This is a genomic window from Candidatus Defluviibacterium haderslevense, from assembly GCA_016712225.1.
GTDB classification, from domain to species: domain Bacteria; phylum Bacteroidota; class Bacteroidia; order Chitinophagales; family Saprospiraceae; genus Vicinibacter; species Vicinibacter haderslevensis.
On sequence record JADJRL010000003.1, the window covers coordinates 5,082,339 to 5,107,543 of the forward strand.

Below are 25,205 nucleotides of genomic sequence, written 5' to 3' on the forward strand. Positions count from 1 at the left end.
CTTTAGCCAATCCAAAAAAATACAAGCTTATCCATTTAGAATATATATACAAAATTTTCAATAGCACCACATTTACTTACTTTCGGATGTATAGATCATTTTCTGTAATACAAAAAATTAATTGATTTTCCTCCTAACATAAATATGTTTCGTATTCTTCTTCCCGGTATCACGTTCATCTATTTCAAATTTATGAACAGCTTTTATTAAGGATAACATTTTAGGATGACCATAATTTCTTGGATCGAAGTCGGGTTTCTTTTTGAGCATTAGATTACCTAATTCGCCTAAGAAAGCCCAACCATTCTCATCTGCAAGATCAGACACACTATCCAGAAATAATTTGATGATGCCTTGATCTATTTTGCTCAAGGGTTCATTAACCATTGGGCTATTGTCTTTTGATGTTTTCTTATTGCCATTTTTTATTGGGTTAATAACTTCAGGCTTCAAAATTTCTATATATATGAATTTATCACAAGCTGTAATGAAGGGATTCAAAGTCTTCTTCTCTCCTATTCCTATGACCTTCATACCGGCTTCTCTTAGTCGTGTTGCCAGCCTTGTAAAATCGCTATCACTGGACACAATACAGAATCCATCTACTTTACCGGTATACAATATATCCATGGCATCTATGATCAATGCACTATCAGAAGCGTTCTTACCTGTGGAATAACTATATTGCTGTATGGGCGTGATAGCATTTTCCAACAAGATTTTTTTCCAACCTGCTACAGTTGGTTTAGTCCAGTCTGCATATATACGTTTGAATGTTGGAATACCATATTTAGCTATTTCTTCAAACATTTCCTTCACATTGGCATACGGCACGTTATCAGCATCTATTAATACCGCCAATTTTAAATCATTATTTAATTCCATAATTTACCAACAACTTATTAAGCCATTAAATTCCAATTCCTTAAATGCACAAGCAATTCTCTTATCCAATACAAAGGTAATCCAATAAAATCAACTTTGAGTTTATTACAAAAAGCAACTCCATTCCTGCTTGCTCACAAATTTCCGCAGTGAAAACAAACAATGATAGTCCCGATCTCATACATCAACCAATTCATCCAAACAATATATCTTAAACTAAAGCACCTCACTATTGAATTACAAAAAAGACCCCTTTGAATCATCAAAGGGGTCGTGAAAACGAAACCGATTACTACACACTATTTTTATAAATGTGACACCTTAGTCGAGGAACAGCATCCGTTTATATACTTTATCGCGTCCTGTCTGTATCATATAATAATACATGCCGCTTTTCTGTATTGAAGTTTTATTAATTGGTATTTCGTGATATCCTTTTGAAAAGAATTTTTTGTATTCGTACACAACTTGTCCATTAACATCTATTACACTTAGAATCACTTCTGAATCCGTATTTAATTCAAATGGTATTCTAGTGGACTGTGAATATGGATTTGGTATATTCTGATACAATTTCACTTGTGAATGTGCTGTTTGATTTGAATTCATAGATAAAGCCACAACATTAAATTCATTAGAAGTTGTATAAGCTTCAGCTGGCATCAACACAGGATCAATGGATAGGATTTCAGAAAGGTTCACATTAGATTTTGAAATTAATTTCAATGTCAATTTCCATTGTCCTTTATCTGACATATTACGAACCCAAGACACATTCACTATACCTCTATCCATAAATACCGTACCGATACTTTCATCTCGGACAACACTCTCTTCAGTGCCTAAAACTTGTGACACTCTGGCTAAGGCAGGATTTATATTCAATGCAAACTGCAAACCATCCAATTGCATCCAAGTAGGGATACTTAATTCAATGTTTGTCTCGACACCAGCTTTTAACATGACATCTTCAGTATGAACTAAGGTGTATTGATTTGTACGTGTTTGAGCTTGATTACCTAATCCATTCAATTTATTCGAATCATCAATATCACCCACTTTAATTCCAGTGAAATTGGCCAATACATTATTAATTAATTTCGGCACATAGAATGACTCTGTAAACTCATCAAGGAATGGATTCAACGGATCAATAAATTTATAATCTGTATCTACAAAACGCCATGATTCATTATTTTTAAATCGATCCACTTTACCAAGTATTAACTTCCTGATTTCTACAATATCAGCAGCCGTAACCGATTTAGATTTATTTACATCGGCCGCTATATACTTATATGGATGATCCAATGGTTTAATTCCAAGTATATGTCTTTGAATTTGTACAATGTCATATGTAGTCACACCGTCCAATGGATCAACGTCGTGTTTAGCTTTTACATAATAAGCTCCTCCCAAACTCATATCACGGAAATTGTAAAACCCATTTCCTGCAGTAGAAGTAGTTCCAGCTAATCCGTTATTTAAACTTACATCTATTCCAGCTAGCACATTATTATTGCGTGCTCTGATTAAACCATTGATCACTGCCAGTTTAAAGTTATGAGGACAAATAGTATCCGGATCTAATGCTTGCAATAAAGTAACACATGAATCAATATTGCCTGCTTCATCTTTAAAGTAGACTGTTGCAGGGCCTAAATAATTACCATTTTTAATCGAATCACAACAAATAATTCTTATGGTATCCGTGAAATCATTTTTATTGAATGAAGTCATTATTTTAGCTGAATCCGAACAATTGTCACTGAGTCTGAAAATAAATTCATGTGAGTTATAAACTGCACAACTATCATCTTTAATATTCTTGATTACTTTTCTGCAAGTCACTTCCGGTCCAACAGTATCTATTACTGTAATTTTAATCGTTAAGAAATTCAAATTACAACATGCATCTTGTGCTGTAAATGTCACTGTGGTCGTTCCTGTAGGATAATAACCGGAAGCATCATTCTTATCATTTACTCCATAAGGTGAATCATTGGTAAATACCACTGTAGCTGAATCACACGCATCTGTATAAGCCACTAAATTCACAAAATTATTACAAGCTGTATCAGAAGCAAATAAAGTGGTATCCCGAACGCCTAATATTCTTGGCGACAAAGTATCAAAACGAATAATTAACTGCGTAAAATTAAAGGTCTGCGCAGAACAACTATCGAATACCGTCCAAACCCGGTCAATTTCACAGCGATTTCTTTGCTTACAGAAATTAGAATCTGCAAACGTAATTCTCAATTTGAAACATGTCGCAGCTCCAGTATCCACAGATGGAATTCCTAAACTATCCGTACTTATTGAAGCACATTCTCCTACTGTTACTGGTGTTGTAGGCCAATTAATCTCTAAACTATCTAATGGATCAGGATTATTTATCGTAATAAGTTGAGTACAAGAATTTGAATTACCTGAAGCATCGGTCGCAGTAAATATTCTTGTAATGGTACCTATACCACATACATTCTGATTCCTGATTACGCTATCTGTAACTATTAATCCCGGACAATTATCCGTTGCATTTGGAGTACCAAATTGAGTCAAATCATCGGTATTTACACTACAGTCTACCAAGGTATCATTTGGACAAATAATAGTTGGTGGAATATTTTCAATGACAGTAATCATGGTAATACATGTTGCAGTATTACCACATGCATCGGTTGCAGTAAAGATGACATTGGTCTTACCTACTGGAAACTGTGTAGGTGCATTATTAGTAAACGTAACCCCCGTATTGCAATCGTTGGTTTGAGTTGCATTTCCAACATTTACGGTTGCTCCACAAATTCCAGGATCCGCATTCACAGTTCTATCTGGTGGACACTGAATCGCAGGAGGAGTCTGGTTCTTGGTTATAATGTATTGATTAAACTTAAATACCTGTGATGCACTGCATGCATTTCTTGCGGTCCATGTGCGCTTAATCGTTCTGCATGTACCTCCGTTATCTAGACTATCCACAAAAGTGAATGTAACTAAACCACAGAAGTCTTTCTTCAATGTAGGTCTTCCGGTAATATTCGGATCTAATGTTGGTGTGCAAGTAAGTGATATAAATGTATCTTTTGGCCAATTTATATCTCCTGCTACCAAATTAACATCTCGAGTTATTCTTTGAATTCCTTTCAATGTTGTATCTATTTCAGGTCTGCACCTAACTCTTACAGACCAGTTTCTTTCTACTACATAACACACTTCATTATTATTTCTAAGCGTATCATCCTTATAAGTAAATGTCAATGAATCACAAGCACAAGTGATCGTTGGATATCCATTTAAAGAATCCGGCAAGAAAGGTTTATTACAATCTGTAACCGTAAGGTCAGCTGGCACATGGAGTTTTGGACCATACGGGAATAATACTTTGAGTACTTGATTAAATCTATACTCTTGTCTATTCGCGCCACTACTGCATTCGTTTCCAACGATCCAGGTTCTTTGGATAATCTTACATGTATCACTTTCTTTCTTAACACTGTCTTTGAAAGTTATAGAAACATAACCACAGAAATCTAACAATAACTCAGGTTTGTGATCAACAAATCCAGTATCAATTCTTCCGCCACAATTGTCAACAACAAAACTATCTACAGGCCACTTAATATCTTTTTCTTTGAGATCAAGGGCAAACGTAATTTTTTGTGTTCCTTTGAATGTACCTAAAACATCTGGAGGACAATTGTATGTCGAAGTCCATTTTCTATAGATTACATAACATGTATTTGGTATACCTGTTACCAATGAATCTACATAGGAATGAACAAAGATATTACAAGGGCAATTTACTTTCGGATACCCATTTATAGAATCCGGTAAAAAAGAACGTTTACAATTCTCAGTTAATGTAATGTCACTTGGAACTGTATACTTAACACCCGTTGAAAAAATTACTTTAAGAATTTGTTTAAATGAATAGGATTGAGAACCAACACATTTACTAAACACAGTCCATGTTCTTTCACAATAAGTAATATCACCTACAGGTGGCAAAACACGATCTACATATCGAACATCTACATTACCACCATACTTACAATAATGTGGCGTATTTCCAATAAGTACAGTATCCTTTGATCCTAAACAATTATCTACGACAACGGTATCCTTTGGCCATTGTATATCAGCTTCTTTTAAATCTGTAGTCACTGTAATTCGTTGCTTAAATGTAAATTCTTCTGATGATTCAGGACAATTAAATGTTGCCGTCCAAGTTCTATCAATGGCATAACATGCGTTTGGCACATTTGATACGATCACATCATTTTTTGAGAAACTTACGTCCGTACAATTGCAATTTCCAATTTTTGGAAATGAATTCAAATCGGCTGGTTCCGTAGCGATGGTACAATTTGAAACCGTCAAGTTCACTGGCTTTTCAACACAATTACAGAAATCAACCTTATTATTATCTTGTATTTCAACAAAAGTTTCACAACAAGATTGTTGACCGTTAGTAGCTGTTACACATAATGTTACTACTCTGATTCCTGTACTATCACAATCATAGGTCATCGAATGCACGCTGGTATCTCTTCCCAATGAATAAGTCAAATCATATCCACATGGATGGTAAGATCCTTGATCGAAATCTTTAGCCCATAAAGTCACCATCTCACCGTCGATTTTTCCATCACCATTTAAATCCATTGCTACTAATCCTGCTGCAAGTCCTTTCAAGCAATAAGCTATTGGAGCTTTAATATTTACGATCTCGAACTGCCTTTCACAAACTTCCTTGTTGCCACACAAATCTTCAAATACATATTTTATTTTATGTTTACCTAGAGGATACACTCTAGATGCATCAATGGTATCACCTATACCAAGTGCACTATAATCTTCAATACCATTGGAATATAAATCTACATGGTATTCCCACCGCAATTCAGCTCCAGGTGTACAATCATCTTCACCCGTGGCAATTAATTTTACAAATCCACCTAAACAAGATGTATCAATGATATCAAATCGTTTATCCTCACAACCAGAAGTAAATGTTGGTTTGATCTTATTGCTGATCTTAATAATTTGATCACGTTCATAAATAATAGGAGCTCCGGTAATGTCGTAGAATCGACACCAATTGATCACTTTCCATTTTCTAATTATTTTGTAACATGCATCAGATCCATTGATAAATCTAAATAAATGGTCTTCATAATTAATACCAACCAAATCACATATATCTTCAGTGATAATTGGAAATCCCTTACCATATGGTAAAGACCCCGGTGTTAAAGCACCAGCTGCACAGGTTGTTGTATCAAAGTCACCTGGCCATCTAATATTTCCCTCTACAAATGGCTGATCATTAATAATGGTAATCCTTTGAACGCACACATCGCTTCCAAAACTATTTCCCGCAATAAAGATTCGATCTATGTAACCTTCACGGCATTGATTAATATGTACTTCTTTAATTTCCTGAAATGTAACATTGCAATTATCAGAAACAGTAGGCGTACCAAATACATCCAATTTACTTGTATCTAAATGATATTCACAATTTATAGTTACATCATGCGGACAATAAATACTTGGTATGGTTTTGTCTTGTACTTCTACGGTCACCATACAAGTATTTGAATTTCCATCATGATCCGTTACCCTAAACATTACGGTTACGAATTTCCCTATATCTGCACAACAGAATCCAACTGAATCTGCAAACACATTTGGATTCAATTGACAAGGAACCCCATCATCCATTCTTCTTACTTGCATAGATTTAATATGACAGTCATCATAACTTCCATCATCAAAACTAGTAGCCGGAACTGATGCTAAGCCAAATCGATCTAAAGAAACTACGGTCTCTCTATCACATTGAACTACTGGTGGTGTAAGATCTTGTACTAATACTTCAAAAGTACAACTATCCACATTATGGCATCGATCGTATGCTCTGAATTTTAAGATATCCAGTCCTGCTGGTAATACAACATAACCACCTTTGAAGTCTTTAATAAATCCACCCGGATAAACTAAATCAACTGTAACATCATTTACGCAGCTATCAAAAGTTATTGGAGCTGGTATCCAAACATTAGCTGCACATACATAACCGCCACCTGTTGTAACTGTTAAATTATATGGACATATTATAGTTGGTGCAGTGGTGTCTACAATTTCTATGAGTTGATTGTAAACTATTTGATCAAATGTGGTACAATACCAAATAATAAACTTCCAGTTTCTTAAAATTTTTCTGGTGCAGTTCTTGCCATTTGGCAATTCAATGTCTTCATAACTTGCAAAATAATCACAATATTTACTATCCTTATTTGGCCAAATAGGTGCACCATGATAAAGTGGATAACCTGATACAGATGGTAATGGACGACCTAAAGAATCTGATGCAAAACCATTACATATTAAAGGATTATTTGTCAATAGACTTAATGTATCCGGAAAAACTATAGAATCCAATACAATTCTCTTAAGGAAGATCTTCATGGTACATGTATCGGAAATATTTCCATAGTTGTCTTTTGCAACATATTTTCTATTTACAATTTTAGAATAACTAGGATTGCATCTGGTATCTTCAATTGTTTCATCTACGAGTATTTTAACAGGATTCAAATCACAATTATCACGAACCAATGGTCCTAAATACGATTGCATACGTGTGCAATCAATGGTATCATTTAAGCATTCAATTGTTGGTTTAATTTTATCTTCAACTACTATGGTTGACCAACAGCTATTACCATTACAAACATTTAATACTTTTGCTACCAATGTCTTACCAAGGTGTTCATGAGTTAATAATGCATTGGGCACTATGGAGCCATCTTTGTTGATGATCATGACTGCATAAGAATTGTAATCATATGGTCCACCTTGTAATAATTTCTGAGGTGTTATCTGTGCTTGACATGTATTGTTTAATGATACTTGCAATTCTCCAATACAAGAAACAGATCCAATCTGATCTCCAATGGTAACAGGGATATCAATAGGCTCAAGACATAAGTCAGGATTGGATTCTTGAATTCGTACAATGTGCGTTGTTCCAACACCAGCAGTCCACATGATGGCTGTTGCTCTTGAAGTTGTAGATGATGTAAATACACCACCTGATGATAATGACCAGTTATAAGTGCTTCCTTCTCTGTAGGCAACTGCATATCTAACTGTAGATCCTATACAAACATTATTTTGACTTTCTGTAACTGATGAAGTTTCATATCGACATCTTACATTTCCCAAACTTACTTTATCTCCGAATTGATTTTCAATGACTATTGAGAATCCAATATCATCTACATGAATACCAGTAAATCCATAAGTCGAAAGAACACCATTGGTTGCCATTAATGGAAGAATAAATCCTGCAGGACCTGTTATAAATGGTGTAGGTGCAGCAGGTGGTGCCGGACTTGGTACATTATACAATCCAGTTACAGATCTTATAAACCATAATTCACCAGCTCTTGATTCAAGTGTAAAAAACGTTGAAAACTGTCCATTATCCGGTGTTGTTGCATTATTGAGACAAACGCATTCTTCGTTGACCAATTCCAACAAGAAGACACCAGATGGATCTGCATCATCTTCATCACCAGGAATACTTCCATCATCTGGAACTGCGCTACCTGAACCATCGCTATCTGTAAAAATATCTCCACCTCCGTCATTGTTGATTACATCATCCGGTGTTGAATCTTCATCCGGCTCATTAAAATCATTAACTGCTGAAAATATTTCGGCTCTATTAACTATAGGTCCCGGATTGCGATCTATATTTATTTTTAAAATAATCTTTACTTGAACTTTTTCACCTGCTTTCAGACCACCTTGAGGTAATCGTCCATTTTTCTCATTTAATACAATAAAATATTTGTTCGGATCTGGATTAATTGGTGACAAACTCCATTCAGGACTTATCATTGTTGTACCACTTGGCAAATAATCTACAATCGTAATTTCTTTAGCAGTTACCGATCCTTGATTTGCTATTGTGATAGTCCAAGGAACTTCTTGTCCTCGTTGAACAGTACGAACATCTACATCCTTAATTAAAGCCAAATCAAAATTACCAGGATTGGTTTCAACTTTATCATGATCATCTTCATCATTAATGCCATGATCATTTATCGGATGCCCACTTGCGTATTTATCATTGATTGCATCCTGATCCGGAGTTGAATCATAATCAATTAAATCATTTCCTCTGCTATCTCTTGCGTAAACAATTTCACTTGTATTGAAAAAAGAATTCTCAGTTCTTTTACTTTTTATTACAAGTTGAATTCCTACACTTTTCGTTTCTGTTGGATTAATTTCTTCATTAATTACAAAACCTACTTTGTTAGTACCCAAAACAACCCATCCTGGATTTAACTCAGGTTTAAATATAAAATTAGTATCAATGTAATCTACTATTTGAGTTTGGAATGAAGAAACAGTTCCCTGATTGATTACATCAATATTAAATTCAACAATGTCATTACTTTTAAATAATAATTTAGGATTAACTACACGCTTGGTTAATGCTAAATCAAACACATCAACTGTTGCAATATCTGCATCATCCTCATCGATATTACCGTGATCTGATATTAAATCATCAGTAATTGAAAACAGCTCTCCACCTTTATCATTAACTGGATTTTTGTCCGGATTACTATCGAAATCAAATGCACTTAATACGATGCCATTAATATCTTCAAAACCAGTAATTTCTGCTACATTATTTAAACTTGCAAAATCAACTCCAGTTCCAGCATCCAAGCTAAGAATTAACTTTACTTGTTCATTTGGATTCAATACGTTCTTTAAATTAAATAGTGCATTTCCATTTTCCATGGTCCAACCCAGATTTACTGCGCTTGGACTCAAGCTAAAACCTTTAGGTAGGTAGTCGATTGCATTTATATTCTTAAGTGCCGTATTTCCTTGATTGAAAACTTCGATTTCAAAACTAACTGAACCCAAATACTTCAACACGCTTCCTGGAACAAGTCTTTTACGCAATGCTAAATCTGCAATTTTGACTGTTTCCGGATCTGCATCATCTTCATCTAAAATTCCATTGCCATCTAAAACATTATCTGTTAAAGTTCCCACAACACCACCTGGATCGTTGGTAGCATTATCATCAGGATTGGAATCTACATCTACATTAGACATATCTTTACCAACTGAGTTTTGAGCTGTTACAACTTCTGTCCTATTGGTAATATTTGTTGAATTTGCTGATTCTTTTATTCTAAGTATAATATTTTTTTCAACACACTGACCTGGATTAATTTGAGCATTAATCGTATTTAACAATTTACCATTTTGCAATATCCAACCGTTGTTATCAAATGAACTTAGCTCCATTCCTGCTGGAACATAATCGATTAAAACTACATTCGATGCAACTATATTTCCTTGATTACATAGCGTTATTTTAAATGTAACATCTTCATTTATTTTAACAGGAGTAACTTTGGCAGTTGTTAATATTAATGCTAAATCAAATACATCAACTGAAGCCGGATCCTGATCATCTTCATCAATAATTCCATCCCCATCAATCATGTTATCAGTAGCTGATCCTAATACCCCACCCTTGTCATTTATAGGATCTGCATCTGGGGTAGAATCCCAGTCACTGATTTCAATTTTACTAATATCTTTTAATTGACCAATCTCCGCAACATTTACTAGTTCACTATATTGACTGGAAATAACTTTCAATTTAATGGAAATAATTCTAGTTGCACCTACTTCCAAAACTCTGGTATCTGTAAATTTAGCTATGCTTCCAGTTATAGTCCATCCCGGGTTTTCACTTGCAACAAATTCAAATCCACTTGGAATATAATCCAATAAATCAAAACATCCAATTGGGGTATTGCCTTGGTTAAAAACTGATAATTCAAAAGTTACCAACTCACCCAATTTAACTGGATTAATTTGTGTCGTTTTATTTATTAATGCAATATCCGCAATTTGTACTGCTTCTCTATCAAAATCATCTTCATCGCTAACACCATCGCCATCAAAACTATTGTCATATAAAGTTCCAATTTCAGATCCCGGATCATTGTTTGGATTTTGATCAGGTTTTGAATCGCGATCCATTAATACTTGACCCGTTGCATCTTTAAATACTACTATTTCAGCAGCATTGATTAAATTATTAGCCACTGCATTTTGAGAAACTTCTAAAACTATAGAAACCGTACGAATTTCTCCTTGATTTAAATCGTTCGAATTAATATGGCTAGCTACATTACCACTAATAGTCCAATCCGGATTTTTAGCTTGATTAAAAATAAAACCTGCAGGAATATAATCCACTATTTCATAATAAGGTATAACAGTATTACCTTGATTATTTACTAAAATATCAAATATAACATCATCTCCACGTTTTACTGTTCCGCCACTCGACAAGACTTTGATCAAAGCTAAATCATTTACAAATATCGCTTCTCTATCATGATCATCTTCATCATCAATTCCATTTCCGGTAAATTGATTATCACTTAGTGTATTTGGCACTCCTCCTTTATCATTATTTGGATCCTGATCCGGTGTAGAATCTACATCTTTCAAATCAACACCTTTTGCATCTTTTATGGATGATATCTCCGCGGTATTAATGATACTATTAATGGCACGGTCATCAATCAATCTTAATTTCAAAATTACTTTTTGTAATTCACCTTCGTTGATAAGGGATGTATTAGTAAATATTGCATTATTACCAGATAATTTCCATTCAGGATTCAATCCTTGATCAAAAGCTAATTGTACAGGAATATAATCTGTGATCTCATATTGATCAATTAATACAGTACCTTGATTCAATACATCTATTTCAAATTCAATGACATCATTCAGCTTTAATGAACCTAAAGAATTAATTTTCTTGATTAAAGCAAGGTCAATGATATCCACTTCAGGGGTTACTTCTCCAGAATCCACATATGGTCGTAAACCCATATCAAAGTAAAAATAATTCTGTCCTGAATTTCCAGTTTTTATTTTGGTTACCGGTAATCCTTTAAACAATGGACATATTCCACCATCATTTAATGCCAAGTCACTGTCTACCAATTCGCCATTAAAACCTATTCCAGCATTTGCTAAAGCAACAACCAGAGTATCTTGACCTATAATCAAATATTTCTTTGTTGCATCAAATCGATGATCATCTATGACCACATAATATTCTGAATTGTATGCCAAGCCATCCATGATACCGTCTGCATTTAAATCTACATTGGTTTCATTGAATAAATATTGACCATTTTGATTGGTGACAAAAGAAGAAACCTTTTGACATGATGCATTATATAAAGAAATTTTTAAACCTGCTATTCCTTTCTCATTAGGATCTTGAATCCCGTTATCATTCTTATCCAACCATACAAAATTTCCAATCTCAATTGGAGCTGGACCATTTAATATTTTAATATCGCCCAAACCTGAGGCTTTGCCAAATGAACTGCTTGCTTTATTATATAATTGTATAGCTGCTGACTTTTTCCCATTTAGAACGCTATACCGATGCATACCGGCTGCAAATGATTCATACAATGGATCAAAAACTGTTGAAATAACTTCATTCGAATTAGCTAAATAAGCGATACTTCCCAAAGCTATTTCAGGATGCAAGGATGGCCCAACGATCCAATAATCATCTCCAAAAAACTCTCCGCCACCATGGCCTTCTAAATGTCCTATTCCGTTACCAGCTCTGCCATTAACATAACCACCGTTTTCAAGATGCCAACCTGTAGCATCTTTAAATGCCATGAGCACATCACCATTTTGATTGGTTACTGGATATGTACTTTCACAATACGCATGACCTTTGCGATCTGCAATTCCTAAAATCATTTCACCATCTTTGGTAAAATCAATATCCGTCAACCATTGAGATACCACCTTACTACCACCTTGTGGATTAGGCCAATAACTTTTTGCAAAATCAGTACTTAATATAATATTAAATGTTCTTGCTATAGTGTTGTACTCATATACATGAAAGAAGAAGTCGGTTTTAGATTTAGATTGTTCCGCGGTACATGTCACTCCTATATATAAGTGACCGTTATAATACTTCAAACCACCAACAGCATAATCTCCATTATTACATCCTGGATCAGGAATTTTTATTTCTATAATATTGGCACTACTGGGATTGATAGTAGGTATAATGACGATGGATTTAGTATATAAATTAGTTACAAACAGATATTGATCATCATTTGAAATTTCCAAATTTCCCAAACCTACTTTACCCACTAAATCACCGTATTTGCAATCTGAAGATGACAATCCGGCAGTGCTTCCTGTATTGATACCAAATGAAGATAAGTTAATAAATGGTGTAGTAACTCTAGTATCCATATTGGTTACATAAATACCACCAGTACCTTCGGTTCCTAATACTGCATTCTGTTTGATGAAAGCAGATGAATATAATAATTTCTGAGTCCTGTTCCATGCTAGTCCCCACACTGAACCCGTTAAGCTTTTCATGACTATTTTTGAAATAGCACTCTCACTGGTAAAGTTTCTGTTGACTTCTACAATGGTTTCCAAATTCCCATTTTCACTTAGTGTAGATCCACCTACAAAACAGGTAACTGCAAGTTTGATATTATTTGGGCTATAATAATTTCCTGGTTGAAACAATGCAAATGTAACATTACATGCAGGGGCTTGAACCATTTGTAGGTCTCCCTTATTTGATGTACCGGTTATAGAATATTCATAGAATAATGGTTTTTGAAATTCTATACGATAAGAAGATTGATCAGTTAAACCATTCAAAGAATAATTTCCATTTAAATCAGTAATTGCATTAGCCGCCAGTGAACCGTTTACGTCATACGCATACACAGGTACGAACGCAATACCTTTTTCACCGATGTCATAGATACCGTTATAAGTCTGATCCAGGAATACTTGTCCTTGAATTTTTCCTGATGTTAATATGCACTGGGCATTTAACGATAGATTAAAAAATCCAATAAAAAGTACAAGGTTCAACATTAACCCAAATCGTAAAATTTGAGAAATGGAACTAGGTCTTTGACCTAAAATAAACATTAAGTTAGTGTGTGGGTAACGTAGTTCGCTCATTGTATGAGTTTATTTGGTTAAAATCGTTTTAAAATTCTTTCTGGCACAATGGCCAAAACGAACTAACTACGTTTTGAACTACGCGAAATTTGCTAAATTTGGGAGAAGATGATTAGATCTTCGGTGCAAACATACCACAATATTTCAAATATACAAAAAAAATATATGAAAATTTTTATATATGTTTTTTATTCAAATGAAAAAGCCGGTAAAAAACCGGCTTTTTCATATAATAATTTAATTTAATATATTGATCCTTAATCTTTTATCATGAATTTATGCACTGATGACCCAAAACGACTTTCAACCTTATATATAAATACTCCAGTCTGATTGATGTCAGTTTTTTGTATTTCTATATGATTAGAACCTGCATTTATGGATATTTCCCGTTTTGAAATCACTTTTCCAGTAACGTCAATGATACTTAAAGTGATAATTCCAGCTTGTGAAATTTCTATAGGTATTAAGGTACTTGCTGAAAATGGATTTGGAATATTTTGTCCTACTTCAAATCGATCTGTATTTTGGTATAGACTCTGTGAATTTAATCTCAAGTTCGCAATCTCACCATTAGATAGATACATTTGAGGTAAAATCTTAGATGGATTGATACTTAACAAGTCCGTTAACGAATGTTTGGTTTCAATATAAAATAAAATCGCATTTGCTTCCATGTGAACGCTGTGATTACTGATCCAACTCAAATTAATGGTTTGACCATCCACATGGTAGTCTCCATCCTGAATTTCTATTCCTCCTGAAATCAAATTCACTTGATTACCAGATATCGATTGTGATGTTACAGCCAATTGAAATCCATCAAAACTAACTTGACTATTAGTCATGATAGGTATTCTTGTCATTCCAGATTTGAGCAATTCGGATTTACCATATACCAAATCTATATTTGAATTGAATCTTGTTACTGCTTCATTTTTATAACCTATTTTAGCAGATTGATCCACATCCCCTATTTTTACACCTATGAAATTGATGATATTTTGGTTTTCAACGATATCCGCTCTAAACATCTTTTCCTGAAAATCCCAAGGACGGCTTGGATCTTTAAATACATAATGCTTCGGAACAAATCTCCAAACACTGTTTCCAGGAAAAACATTGGTTATTCCCAAAATCAATTTTCTTAGATCAGTAATATCTCTTGCTGTAACCGATTTAGAATTGTTTACATCTGCAGCAATCAATTTGTAAGGTGACGTCAAATAACGTTGACCTAGAATATGTTTCTGAATTTGTAAAATATCATAAGTGGTCACCCCATTTAATATTACATCTTCTTTTGATGGTGCTATATAACTTCCATTCGGTAATAATAGATTTACAAATGCGTAGGCTCCCTGAACATTGGTCATTGTTGAATCCTTTCTAACGAGATCCCCGTTGATTACGTTCAATGCTACATCTCCAATGTTCTTAGAATCTTCACGGCTAATATTTCCAGAGAGATTGAGCGCACTATGCGGACATACATTATTGTTGTCTTGAATGATAATTGCAGCTTCACAATAATCCTGATTTCCTGCCTCATCTGTTACATAGATTCTGACAGTCTTCACTATGGATTGTTGGCCCAACAAACTATCACAATTATATAGTATGCTCTTTATTGCAGTGTCTGAGGTAAATGAATATTTTAATTTATCCGGTTGAGTACAATTGTCAAAACTATTCAAATTCAAATCCTTCGCCCAAACAGATACTACACCATTTAACGGCATGACTACTGTGGTGATCCCATTCAAACAATATGGTGTTGGTTTCTTACAATCTCTTAGTACAAAAACCTGATCGCACTCACTGTAATTTCCACATTGATCTTGAAGTATCCATCTTATTCGATGCGTACCAAAAGGTAAAACACCCTTAGCTATTTTTCCAGCTACCAATAAAGAATCATACGTTCCATTATTGTTAATATCCAATCTGTATTTCCAGATCAAATCTTTGTCTAAAGTGCAATCGTCTTCTCCTTGTGCTTCAATATTAAATGCAGCGTAACACAATTTGGTTTTGCTGTCATAATAAGAAGCATAATCGCATACATCTAATGGATTACATGACAAAATAGTAGGTGGTTCTGAATTTTTAATGTAAATCAACTGGGTGTATTTCCAGATTCCAAATTCGGGATTCGCTTTATATTGACACCAATCCACCACAGTCCATGTTCTTAATATTTTATAACACACACTATCTACCTGAGTTAATCGCAAGTCATCAAAATTAGCAGCAACCTGAGCACAGTTCACATTTTTAAAAATAGGCGCCCCGGTAATACTTGGTGCTGTCTCTGCTTTGCGGCAAGTATATATTACGGTATCCCTTGGCCATTTAATGTCTGTTCCATCAAAGGTCATAAATGGTCTTGGATTCCAAACATAAATGGTTTGATAGGCTATAGTTTGTAATCCTTGTTTATCAGTTGCAGTAAATTTACGAATGATCTCACCCTGATTGCATTTCAATCGGTATTCGACTTCTTCAGTTACTGTGACAAAACAATTATCGTAAGCATAGCCATCCAATCCTGCAATATAATTTGGAGCACTGTAATAGTAATCCTTTATAACGATTGGTTTACGATCACTTTCTTTATATCTGATTTGTCCAAAAGCATTTAAATCACTTCTATCAAATTCACACGATATGGTAACATCTGTCGGAGCTATGATGACAGGTGATTCTTTTTCTTGTACAGATACTTCAACCATACAAGTATTTCTATTTCTAAATTTATCGATTACTTCAAAGGCTACTAAAACGGTATTGCCAATATCTAAACAACAAAATTCTACATAAGGACCAAATAAATCTGTGTGATTATTGCATGGATCTGACATCCTTCTAACCTTGAATGAATCAATTTCGCAATTGTCAATAGATCCATCATCAAAAGTCGCAGCAAATGCTTTTGCAGTTCCATCTGTTGTGAGTGTAACTACTGTCTTTTGATCACAAATTGCTAATGGCGGTAGATTATCCCTAATCCCTGCTTCAGTCTGACAAGTATCTGCATTACCACATGCATCGGTTACTATATAAATTAACCACAAACGACCAGCAGGTGCACCAACTAAATAAAAACTACTATCTACTTGATTGTACCATATATAATCTTTAGTCAATGGAGGTTCAAAACCAGGTGCAGTTTCAGCTAATTTCACAAAAACATCATAAGTCCAGCTGCCACAATCTTGTACAGAATCCGGAGCAGGCAATTTTATTGTAGCCGCACAGGTATAAGATACCATTCCCACCGTAAAATCTCTAGGACATCTAAAAACAGGTGCACGATCATCTATGACCTTAATGAATTGATTGTATTCTGTTAATTTTCCGGTACACCAATTTAAAATGATCCATCGTCTTAATATTTTATATGAACTTTCACATACAAAAATTTTCAGATCAGAATACGTAGCATTTAAAGTTGAGCAACCATTGGGTACTGGATGACCAGTAAACTCTGGCGATGGATTCCCATTTGGCAATCGTGGAAACGTATCATCGCAATGCAAATAAGGTAAATCAATATTATCGTAATGATGTGGATATACAATATCTGCTTCTGTTGGTTCCAATACGCAAATGGTATCGTTGCATCGGGATATATTACCGGCTTCATCCATAGCAGTCCATGATCTATAAATTTTACGAATAAAATCTGATGAACAATCTTTGGATTCGATAATATCTTCATAAGATAACATGGCTGAACCACACGCATCCCAGTTGTATACGATATACTTTCTTGCTATAGTGGAATGTGCAATTATCAATGGACTATAGTAGGTTGGAATTGGAAACCCTATATTATCCGGATCCAAGAGAGAAGCACACCTTACTGTATCATTAGAGCATAATAATTTAGGAGCTAGTTTATCCTCAATTTTTATTTTACCCCAACAAGAATTTTTTGAAGCGATGTGCCATATTTTGAAATCATAGGTTTTATTGATATCCGTATGATCAAAATCGAGATCTGGTTGCACCACTCCACGATATGATACCTCAATATAGTAATCTGCTTCAACACCTACCATATCCTCTAATACCATTTCTGCAGTGACTGTTGCATAACAATTAGAATCTAGGGTAATCTGAATCAAATCATTACATGCCAGTGTAGGCATAAATGATCTCTGTCCTAAAATTGGCCTAGCGCTTATAACTGAAACAGTTAAACTCATCAGGAATATTCCTAATAAAGTTGGCCATTGCTTTTGAATTGAAGTTTTAAATCGGTTCATGAATGTATGTTTACGAATTGGAATAAATGTTATGACTATCTTTTAGTCCAGTTCCTACAATCAAAATATATACCAATTTTTTATAATTTATTAATTTTAGTAATATGTTTTGTTCAAAATATTACTTATATATAACTGATAATAAGCTAATTATAAGTTATATAAATAAATATATAAACCTCAAATAATATTATGAAAAAACACTATATTTACTTGAAACACCTCATGATGAGACCTTAGAATGATCTTGAAGTTCGATAACATTTCTAACCTATCATCGATTACCATTCAAGCCTGACGATTGATGCCAACGACCGTAAACAGATTACCATCCAAACCGATTACCATTCAAACCGATCACAGATTACCGATTACCATTCAAACCGATCACAGATTACCGATTACCGATTACAAATCAAACCGATTACCATCCAAACCGATCACCGATTACCTTACTACATGATGACTGATGCCTTACGACTGGTGCCTTTTTTTTAAATAAATAACCTAAACAATAAATACAATCCCCCACTCAAAATAATAGTGGCAGGAAGCGTCAATACCCATGCTAACACGATACTTTTTACCGTTCCGGATTGCAAATTCTTAATACCTTTAGAGGCAACCATTGCTCCAGCTACTCCTGAGGATAGCACGTGTGTTGTTGATACAGGCAAACCGAGCTGGGATGCTAGACCTATAGTACTGGAAGCGATCAGTTCCGCGGTAGCTCCTTCAGCAAAGGTCATATGCCGTTTTCCAATCTTTTCTCCAATAGTTACCACTATACGCTTCCATCCGATCATCGTCCCTATACCTAATGCTATGGAAATGAGTACAATAACCCAACTTGGCACATGTTGGGTGTTATTTTTAAGCATTGAAATTCCTTTTTTAATTAATTTCTTACTTTCGCTATTGTGGATCAAGTTGGGTTCTTTGATTAAAACATCCAATTCTTTAGCTACAATACCCATTTGCTTTCTAACACTCATTACTCGTTTTGGATCTTTAATATCCATGTCGTTGATGTAATTTGCAAAACTATTTATATCCGCAGCTCGATTACATAGCACACGCTCCATTTCATAATTATGCGCTGATTCATAATTCAAGGCCTCTTCTATTTTAAACAATTGTGAGGAACACGCTGCTTTATTAAAATCCGGTGCCAGCGCATATTGTAAGGGCATAAAAGCGATTAAAACGATAAGCATCAGGCCTACCCCTTTTTGTCCATCATTAGAGCCATGAAAAAAACTCACCAATGTGCATGTTGTAATTAACAAAGCTCGTATCCAAAATGGTGGTCGTGTATCCAATTCCGGCTCTTTAAAAATAGCTTTATCCTTTATAATTCGCTTCAAAATAAACATGAGCACAATGGCCATCGAAAATCCAAACAATGGCGAAATCAATAATGAATTTCCAATTTTTATAGCCTCACCCCAATTGACGCCCACCTTATCGGTATTTCCAGGTAATAATGAAAATACAATCCCCGCTCCAAGTAAGGAACCAATCAAGGTATGTGAACTCGAACAAGGAATTCCAAAATACCAGGTTCCTAAATTCCACAATATGGCACCAACCAGAACAGCCATGATCATGGCTATGGCCTCATTCATATTGCGATTTAAGACCGTTTCTAGGGGTAAAATGGAGGCTATCTTGGTTGCTACAGCCATCCCAAAGAAATAGGAACTCAACATGACCCCTAGGAAGTTCATAAACCCCGACCAAATAACAGCATACACTGGTTTCAATGACTTCGTATAAATGACCGTCGCTACAGCATTAGCCGTATCATGAAATCCATTGACAAACTCGAAGGCTAACACAGCAAATACGCAGAGAACACACATGATCGCTATAATCCCGGTCAATTCAAACTCAATTCCAAACATACATTCAATTTAATAACAAAGAAGGTGAAAAATTGGCTAATTCTAAACAATTCAAACCCAAATACTCAAAATATTTTTTTTACCCATACTAGCTTAAAATTATAGCCTGTTAATCTTTCTCTAATTCAAAGTATAAAATCATCATTAGACAGTCCGGAATGTTTACCTTGCATTAAAGTTATAACTCATGGTTCGAATATTGAAGTTTATATTTAAACTCATCCTGTTTATCTTTTTAATTATTTTAAAAGAAGGGTTTTTCGATACGCTTAAATTGCCGCCGGCTTTTTATACACCAATAGGAAGATCTTTATTTCATTTTATTATTTTTTGGCTCATTGTCAATATTACCATCCGTTTTGCACAATTCATTTATCGCAAACGTAAAAAATTAGGGCATCGCTATTCTGATAATGTCATCATTGGTTTACAAAATATTTATTATTTGCTAACTGGTACTGGATTCATTGTCATGATTCTAGGATTTTTTGGTATTGAATTTTCTAAACTGTTAACTTCGCTTTCCATCATTGCAGCATCTATTGCAATTATTTCTAAGGAACTTGTGAATGATGTATTATGCGGAATTTTCTTTTCTTTCTCAAAAGAAGTAGCTATCGGAGATTATGTAAGAATTGGAGATTTTAAAGGTCGGGTCGTTGATATTAATATTTATAAAATCGTTTTACACAACGATGATGATGATATCATTTATTTTTCAAATTCAAAAGCGTATTTCTCAGATATAGTCAATTACACACAGAAAAAAATTCGCAAGTATGTTGTCGAATTTGCTGTTCACAACCAATTCGATATTCCAATTAAAGACCTCGAAGATATTTTGAATAACAACTTAAATAAATATTCGGAATACATAGATTTTGGAAATGAAACGTTAAAAATTATTGGTATTGCAAAAGATGAAATCAAATATAAAATTCACTTCAAACTCAATCAAGTCAATCCAAAAATAGCAGAAGATATCAAATCTAAAATCATGGAAGATATCATTTCAAAAGTACACAACAGTAAATAAGTATTTCCATATTATAATGGACTACAAATTACTTTTCTTCCGTCTTCTATATTGCGAATAATTCACTAAAAACACACCAATAAAAGTTAAAACGGCTCCGATAATTAATTGGAAGGAGACCTTTTCCCGAAGAAACAAAACACCCAAAAATATTGCAATTATAGGATTAATGTAGCTTTGTATACTGACCAATGTAGCCGGTAAATGTTTCAATGCATAAATGTAACAACTGAACGCAACAATCGATCCTAGCCCGATCAAATAGACCCAAATAATAAGCATATTCGTGGTAACATGAAAATCATTAGGAACACCAACAAATAGTGCAATAATGGCTAGGGGTATGCCCCCAAAAAACATTTGAAAACCAGCTGCTAATAGTGGTGAGTATTCGAAATGTCTTGTTTTGCTGATGACAGATCCAAATCCCCAAGCTACTACAGATATCAGTGTAAATATAAATCCCAATACTGTGGAATCGTGATTTGGAGCAGGAGCCAATTTATCAAAACATATCATGACTACACCTCCAAATCCTGTTATGATTCCAAGCCAACCTATCCTATTCAGTTGTTCATCCGGTTTTAGGTATATAGTCAGTAATGCTATAATAACTGGTGACACTGCAGCCAATATCGCTGATACACCACTATCTATATATGCCAGCCCATAGGTTCCAATACCATTCCCCAAGGTAATCATAAACAAAGCCATCATCCCTTGAAATAACAAATACCTGGTATCAGGCCATGGATGTTTTTTAATTATAAAAAGATACATGAGTAACAATCCACCGGAAATTAACTGTCGGGTTGAAGTAAACAGAAATACAGGAATTTGAGTGACACCCAATTTATTGACTAAATACGTTGTACCCCATATCAGACAGGTGAGCATTAAAGCTATATAGGGTTTAGATAAGCGATCCATCATCTATTGTTCAGGAGCTAATTTTACTTTTAGTCCATCTATTGTTGCGTTCAATTTAATTTGACACCCCAAGCGACTGTTGTCTTCCACATAAAATAGCTGATCCAACATAGCTATTTCATCATTTGATGGTGGTGGTAATTCTGTTGATGAAAGTACATACACCTGACAGGATCCACACATGGCCATTCCACCGCATATTCCGGCTACCGGAAGTTCGCTGGCTTTGCACAATTCCATTAAATTGAGACCCATGTCTGCAGGAATAACTAATTCATGAGATACATCTTCTCTATCTATGATCGTAATGGTAATATCTTCCATGTTTTGGTATTATTCGATACCACTAATTCCGGTTACAGTGGTGTATTTGAAACCTGGTTTTTTGCCCGAGTGAATGATTCTATAGGCAGATTGAACCATTAATGTCGCCTCATGAAAACCACACAAGATGAGTTTTAGTTTACCTTCATAGGTATTAATATCACCTATAGCATAAATACCCTCTACATTTGTTGAGTAATCTAAGGTGTTTACGACTATGGCATTCTTGTCTAAATTCAAACCCCAATCTGCAATGGGTCCTAATTTTGGTGTGAGACCAAATAATGGAATAAAATAATCGGTATTTAATATAAGTGGTTCTTGATTCGTCCTTTGAATTTCTACCGATTCCAATTTATGTTCACCTTTTAAACCGGTAACTTCAGCTTCCGTAATCAATCGAATCTTCCCACTCTCAACTAACTCACCAACTTTAGAAACAGATTCTGGTGCTCCTCTAAATTCCGTGCGTCGGTGAATCATCACAACCTCCTGAGCAATGTCAGATAAATATATGGACCAATCCAGGGCAGAATCTCCTCCACCGGCAATAACTATCCTTTTATTTCTGAATTTTTCAGGGTCTTTAATTATATAATCAACGCCCTTATCTTCAAAATCAACAATGTTAACTATCGTTGGCTTCCTGGGTTCAAAACATCCCAATCCACCTGCTATGGCTACTACCGGAGCTTCAATAATGGTATTCTTATTGGTCTTCATTTCAAAATGACCTGATGGTAGTTTTGTTATTTGTTCTGCCCGTTCTCCTAAAGTAAAACTCGGTTTAAACGGTTCAATTTGTTTCATCAGGTTAGCTGCCAATTCTTCAGCTAAAATACTAGGATAACCGGGTATGTCGTATATAGGTTTTTTTGGATAAATTTCTGATAATTGACCTCCAATGGTGGGTAATGCATCTACAAGATGACATTGTAGTTTCAATAATCCGGCTTCAAATACGGTAAACAATCCACACGGACCCGCACCTATGATTAGTATATCAGTTTTAAATCGTTCCATTTCAATGCGGCGGCAAAGGTAGGAAATAGTACCATCTCGAATTCAATAAATTCAACTCAAGTTTCTAATTAATAGTTAATACAATATTAATGTGTATCAACTAATAAACATGCTGCCCTCCATTTATGGCATAATTAGCTCCTGTGATATAAGCTGCCTTCTCTGATGCTAAAAATGAAACAAGGTGGGCTATTTCTTCAGTTCCCCCAAGCCGGCCCATTGGAATTTGTTCGACGATTTTATTACGAACTTCTTCACGTATAGCCATAACCATATCGGTACCGATATAACCTGGCGAAATGGTATTCACCGTAATCCCTTTCTTAGCTACTTCCATCGCTAGTGATTTAGTAAAGCCATGCATCCCAGCTTTTGCAGAAGAATAATTGGTCTGACCAAATTGTCCTCGTTGACCGTTGACTGATGAAATATTAATAATTCGTCCAAATTTTTGCTCAATCATATCTTCGATAACATGGCGGGTGCAATTAAATACACTATCCAAATTCGACGAAATAACCTCATGCCATTGTGTTAAGCTCATTTTCCAAAGCGGTGTATCTCTGGTAATACCTGCATTATTAATCAAAATAGAAACCCCTCCAAATTTCGCTTTAATTTCTTCCATCATCCGTCTCATATCTTCAAAATCGGTCACATCACCCTGCACCATATTAAAATCAAAACCCTGTTCTTTATTTTTGGTATGCCATTCCGAACCTTTGTGTTCATTTCTATAATTGGCAACAACAGTATATCCGTCCTGATATAATTTCTGACACATAGCTGTACCTAATCCTCCTGTAGCACCTGTTACCAAGGCTATTGTTTTACTTCTTGGGTTCATGATTTTCGCGATTTTTTGTTGATTAAAGCCTAAAGATATATTTTGAATGAAATATATCCTAATGTATTGTTAATACTTTAAATCATTTTTATTTGTGTATTTTTGAGACTGGTATTTATTCCATATTATCATCCGAAAACCATGGCAGATTTTGCTTTTATAACTCAAGATCTTACGATAACACATCAATTATCGGGTCTTAATCATTTATGGGATATTAACCCAAAAGAACTCCATAAAGACTACAAACAAATATTTATTTACATAGATACGGAAGAACATTTCAAGAATAATCTGATCAACTATCCCAATTTAACATCATTAACCAATCAAACCATTGGCATTACTTCTCATGACCACAATGCCATCCAATGGATGAACCATTATCCCTCGATTCATGGAATGTTAGAGTTAAAACAACTCAAGTGCTTATTGGAAAAGGATCAGCTTCAGGCCAAATATGACGGTGTTTTTGTTAAAGTAAAAAATAGACTTGAAAAAATCATTTTTAACCAGATTCGGTGGATCATGGCTAAAGATGTTTACTCTATTATTAAAACTGAAGATGCTCGATTTCTGGTAAGCCATACCTTGAAGGACATGGAAGAAAAACTATTGCCGTATCCTCAATTTAGTCGAATTCATAGATCTTATATCGTGAACATAAATTTTATTCAAGCAATAGAAGAAGGGGAGTTGATTGTTGATGAAGAACCCCTACCCATCGGCCCTGCATACAAAGAAGAACTCATGGCAAAACTGCTATTCATGTAATCCACTAAATCGCTTACCTAGATATTCGGCTCACTCACCCTTGTTTTTGACCTATTCACCGAAATAACCCAAAGACAGCTCTC

General features: G+C 34.7%; 11 protein-coding genes. 3 read left to right on the top strand and 8 right to left on the bottom strand.

The genetic code is table 11. The features are described 5' to 3' along the window. Window positions 1-117: 117 nt before the first annotated feature. From IPK88_19900 to IPK88_19910, 3 genes are all read right to left on the bottom strand, one after another. Window positions 118-885 carry an NYN domain-containing protein gene (locus IPK88_19900; protein MBK8245703.1) on the bottom strand — a complete coding sequence of 256 codons (768 nt, stop codon included), beginning with the start codon at window positions 883-885 and terminating at the stop codon, window positions 118-120. Between the two features lie 321 nt (window positions 886-1,206). Further along, complete coding sequence (locus tag IPK88_19905) at window positions 1,207-14,007, bottom strand: DUF11 domain-containing protein (GenBank protein ID MBK8245704.1); 12,801 nt, start codon at window positions 14,005-14,007, stop codon at window positions 1,207-1,209. A gap of 257 nt (window positions 14,008-14,264) precedes the next feature. Then, on the bottom strand, window positions 14,265-18,281 hold the full coding sequence (locus IPK88_19910; GenBank protein ID MBK8245705.1) for a T9SS type A sorting domain-containing protein: 4,017 nt from the start codon (window positions 18,279-18,281) through the stop codon (window positions 14,265-14,267). A 304-nt stretch (window positions 18,282-18,585) separates the two neighbouring features. On the opposite strand from IPK88_19910, the gene IPK88_19915 reads away from it, so the two are divergent. Further along, window positions 18,586-18,744, top strand: coding sequence for a hypothetical protein (locus IPK88_19915; GenBank protein MBK8245706.1), 159 nt, complete (start codon window positions 18,586-18,588; stop codon window positions 18,742-18,744). A 31-nt stretch (window positions 18,745-18,775) separates the two neighbouring features. Here the strand turns inward: IPK88_19915 and IPK88_19920 are convergent, their stop codons facing one another. After that, window positions 18,776-20,188, bottom strand: a complete 1,413-nt coding sequence (locus IPK88_19920) for an inorganic phosphate transporter (GenBank protein MBK8245707.1) — start codon at window positions 20,186-20,188, stop codon at window positions 18,776-18,778. A gap of 187 nt (window positions 20,189-20,375) precedes the next feature. Here IPK88_19920 and IPK88_19925 point away from each other — a divergent pair, with 187 nt between their 5' ends. After that, the gene (locus IPK88_19925) at window positions 20,376-21,224 is read left to right on the top strand and encodes a mechanosensitive ion channel (GenBank protein MBK8245708.1); all 849 of its coding nucleotides are present in this window, start codon (window positions 20,376-20,378) and stop codon (window positions 21,222-21,224) included. Between the two features lie 21 nt (window positions 21,225-21,245). Here the strand turns inward: IPK88_19925 and IPK88_19930 are convergent, their stop codons facing one another. From IPK88_19930 to phbB, 4 genes are all read right to left on the bottom strand, one after another. Beyond that, window positions 21,246-22,154 (bottom strand): EamA family transporter, encoded by a 909-nt coding sequence (locus IPK88_19930; protein MBK8245709.1) that lies wholly within the window; start codon window positions 22,152-22,154, stop codon window positions 21,246-21,248. A gap of 3 nt (window positions 22,155-22,157) precedes the next feature. Continuing rightward, window positions 22,158-22,478 carry a 2Fe-2S iron-sulfur cluster binding domain-containing protein gene (locus IPK88_19935; GenBank protein ID MBK8245710.1) on the bottom strand — a complete coding sequence of 107 codons (321 nt, stop codon included), beginning with the start codon at window positions 22,476-22,478 and terminating at the stop codon, window positions 22,158-22,160. A gap of 9 nt (window positions 22,479-22,487) precedes the next feature. Next, the gene (locus IPK88_19940; GenBank protein ID MBK8245711.1) at window positions 22,488-23,501 is read right to left on the bottom strand and encodes an NAD(P)/FAD-dependent oxidoreductase; all 1,014 of its coding nucleotides are present in this window, start codon (window positions 23,499-23,501) and stop codon (window positions 22,488-22,490) included. 100 nt (window positions 23,502-23,601) lie between these two features. Continuing rightward, window positions 23,602-24,348, bottom strand: a complete 747-nt coding sequence (gene phbB / locus IPK88_19945; protein ID MBK8245712.1) for an acetoacetyl-CoA reductase — start codon at window positions 24,346-24,348, stop codon at window positions 23,602-23,604. A gap of 141 nt (window positions 24,349-24,489) precedes the next feature. Here phbB and IPK88_19950 point away from each other — a divergent pair, with 141 nt between their 5' ends. Further along, on the top strand, window positions 24,490-25,122 hold the full coding sequence (locus tag IPK88_19950) for a LytTR family transcriptional regulator DNA-binding domain-containing protein (GenBank protein MBK8245713.1): 633 nt from the start codon (window positions 24,490-24,492) through the stop codon (window positions 25,120-25,122). Window positions 25,123-25,205: the final 83 nt, after the last annotated feature.

Coding starts and splice junctions, on each gene's coding strand:
- IPK88_19905 (MBK8245704.1), bottom strand. CDS start 14,007: ATGAGCGAACTACGTTACCCACACACTAACTTAATGTTTATTTTAGGT.
- IPK88_19910 (MBK8245705.1), bottom strand. CDS start 18,281: ATGAACCGATTTAAAACTTCAATTCAAAAGCAATGGCCAACTTTATTA.
- IPK88_19915 (MBK8245706.1), top strand. CDS start 18,586: ATGCCAACGACCGTAAACAGATTACCATCCAAACCGATTACCATTCAA.
- IPK88_19900 (MBK8245703.1), bottom strand. CDS start 885: ATGGAATTAAATAATGATTTAAAATTGGCGGTATTAATAGATGCTGAT.
- IPK88_19950 (MBK8245713.1), top strand. CDS start 24,490: ATGGCAGATTTTGCTTTTATAACTCAAGATCTTACGATAACACATCAA.
- IPK88_19925 (MBK8245708.1), top strand. CDS start 20,376: ATGGTTCGAATATTGAAGTTTATATTTAAACTCATCCTGTTTATCTTT.
- IPK88_19935 (MBK8245710.1), bottom strand. CDS start 22,478: ATGGAAGATATTACCATTACGATCATAGATAGAGAAGATGTATCTCAT.
- IPK88_19930 (MBK8245709.1), bottom strand. CDS start 22,154: ATGGATCGCTTATCTAAACCCTATATAGCTTTAATGCTCACCTGTCTG.
- phbB (MBK8245712.1), bottom strand. CDS start 24,348: ATGAACCCAAGAAGTAAAACAATAGCCTTGGTAACAGGTGCTACAGGA.
- IPK88_19940 (MBK8245711.1), bottom strand. CDS start 23,501: ATGGAACGATTTAAAACTGATATACTAATCATAGGTGCGGGTCCGTGT.
- IPK88_19920 (MBK8245707.1), bottom strand. CDS start 20,188: ATGTTTGGAATTGAGTTTGAATTGACCGGGATTATAGCGATCATGTGT.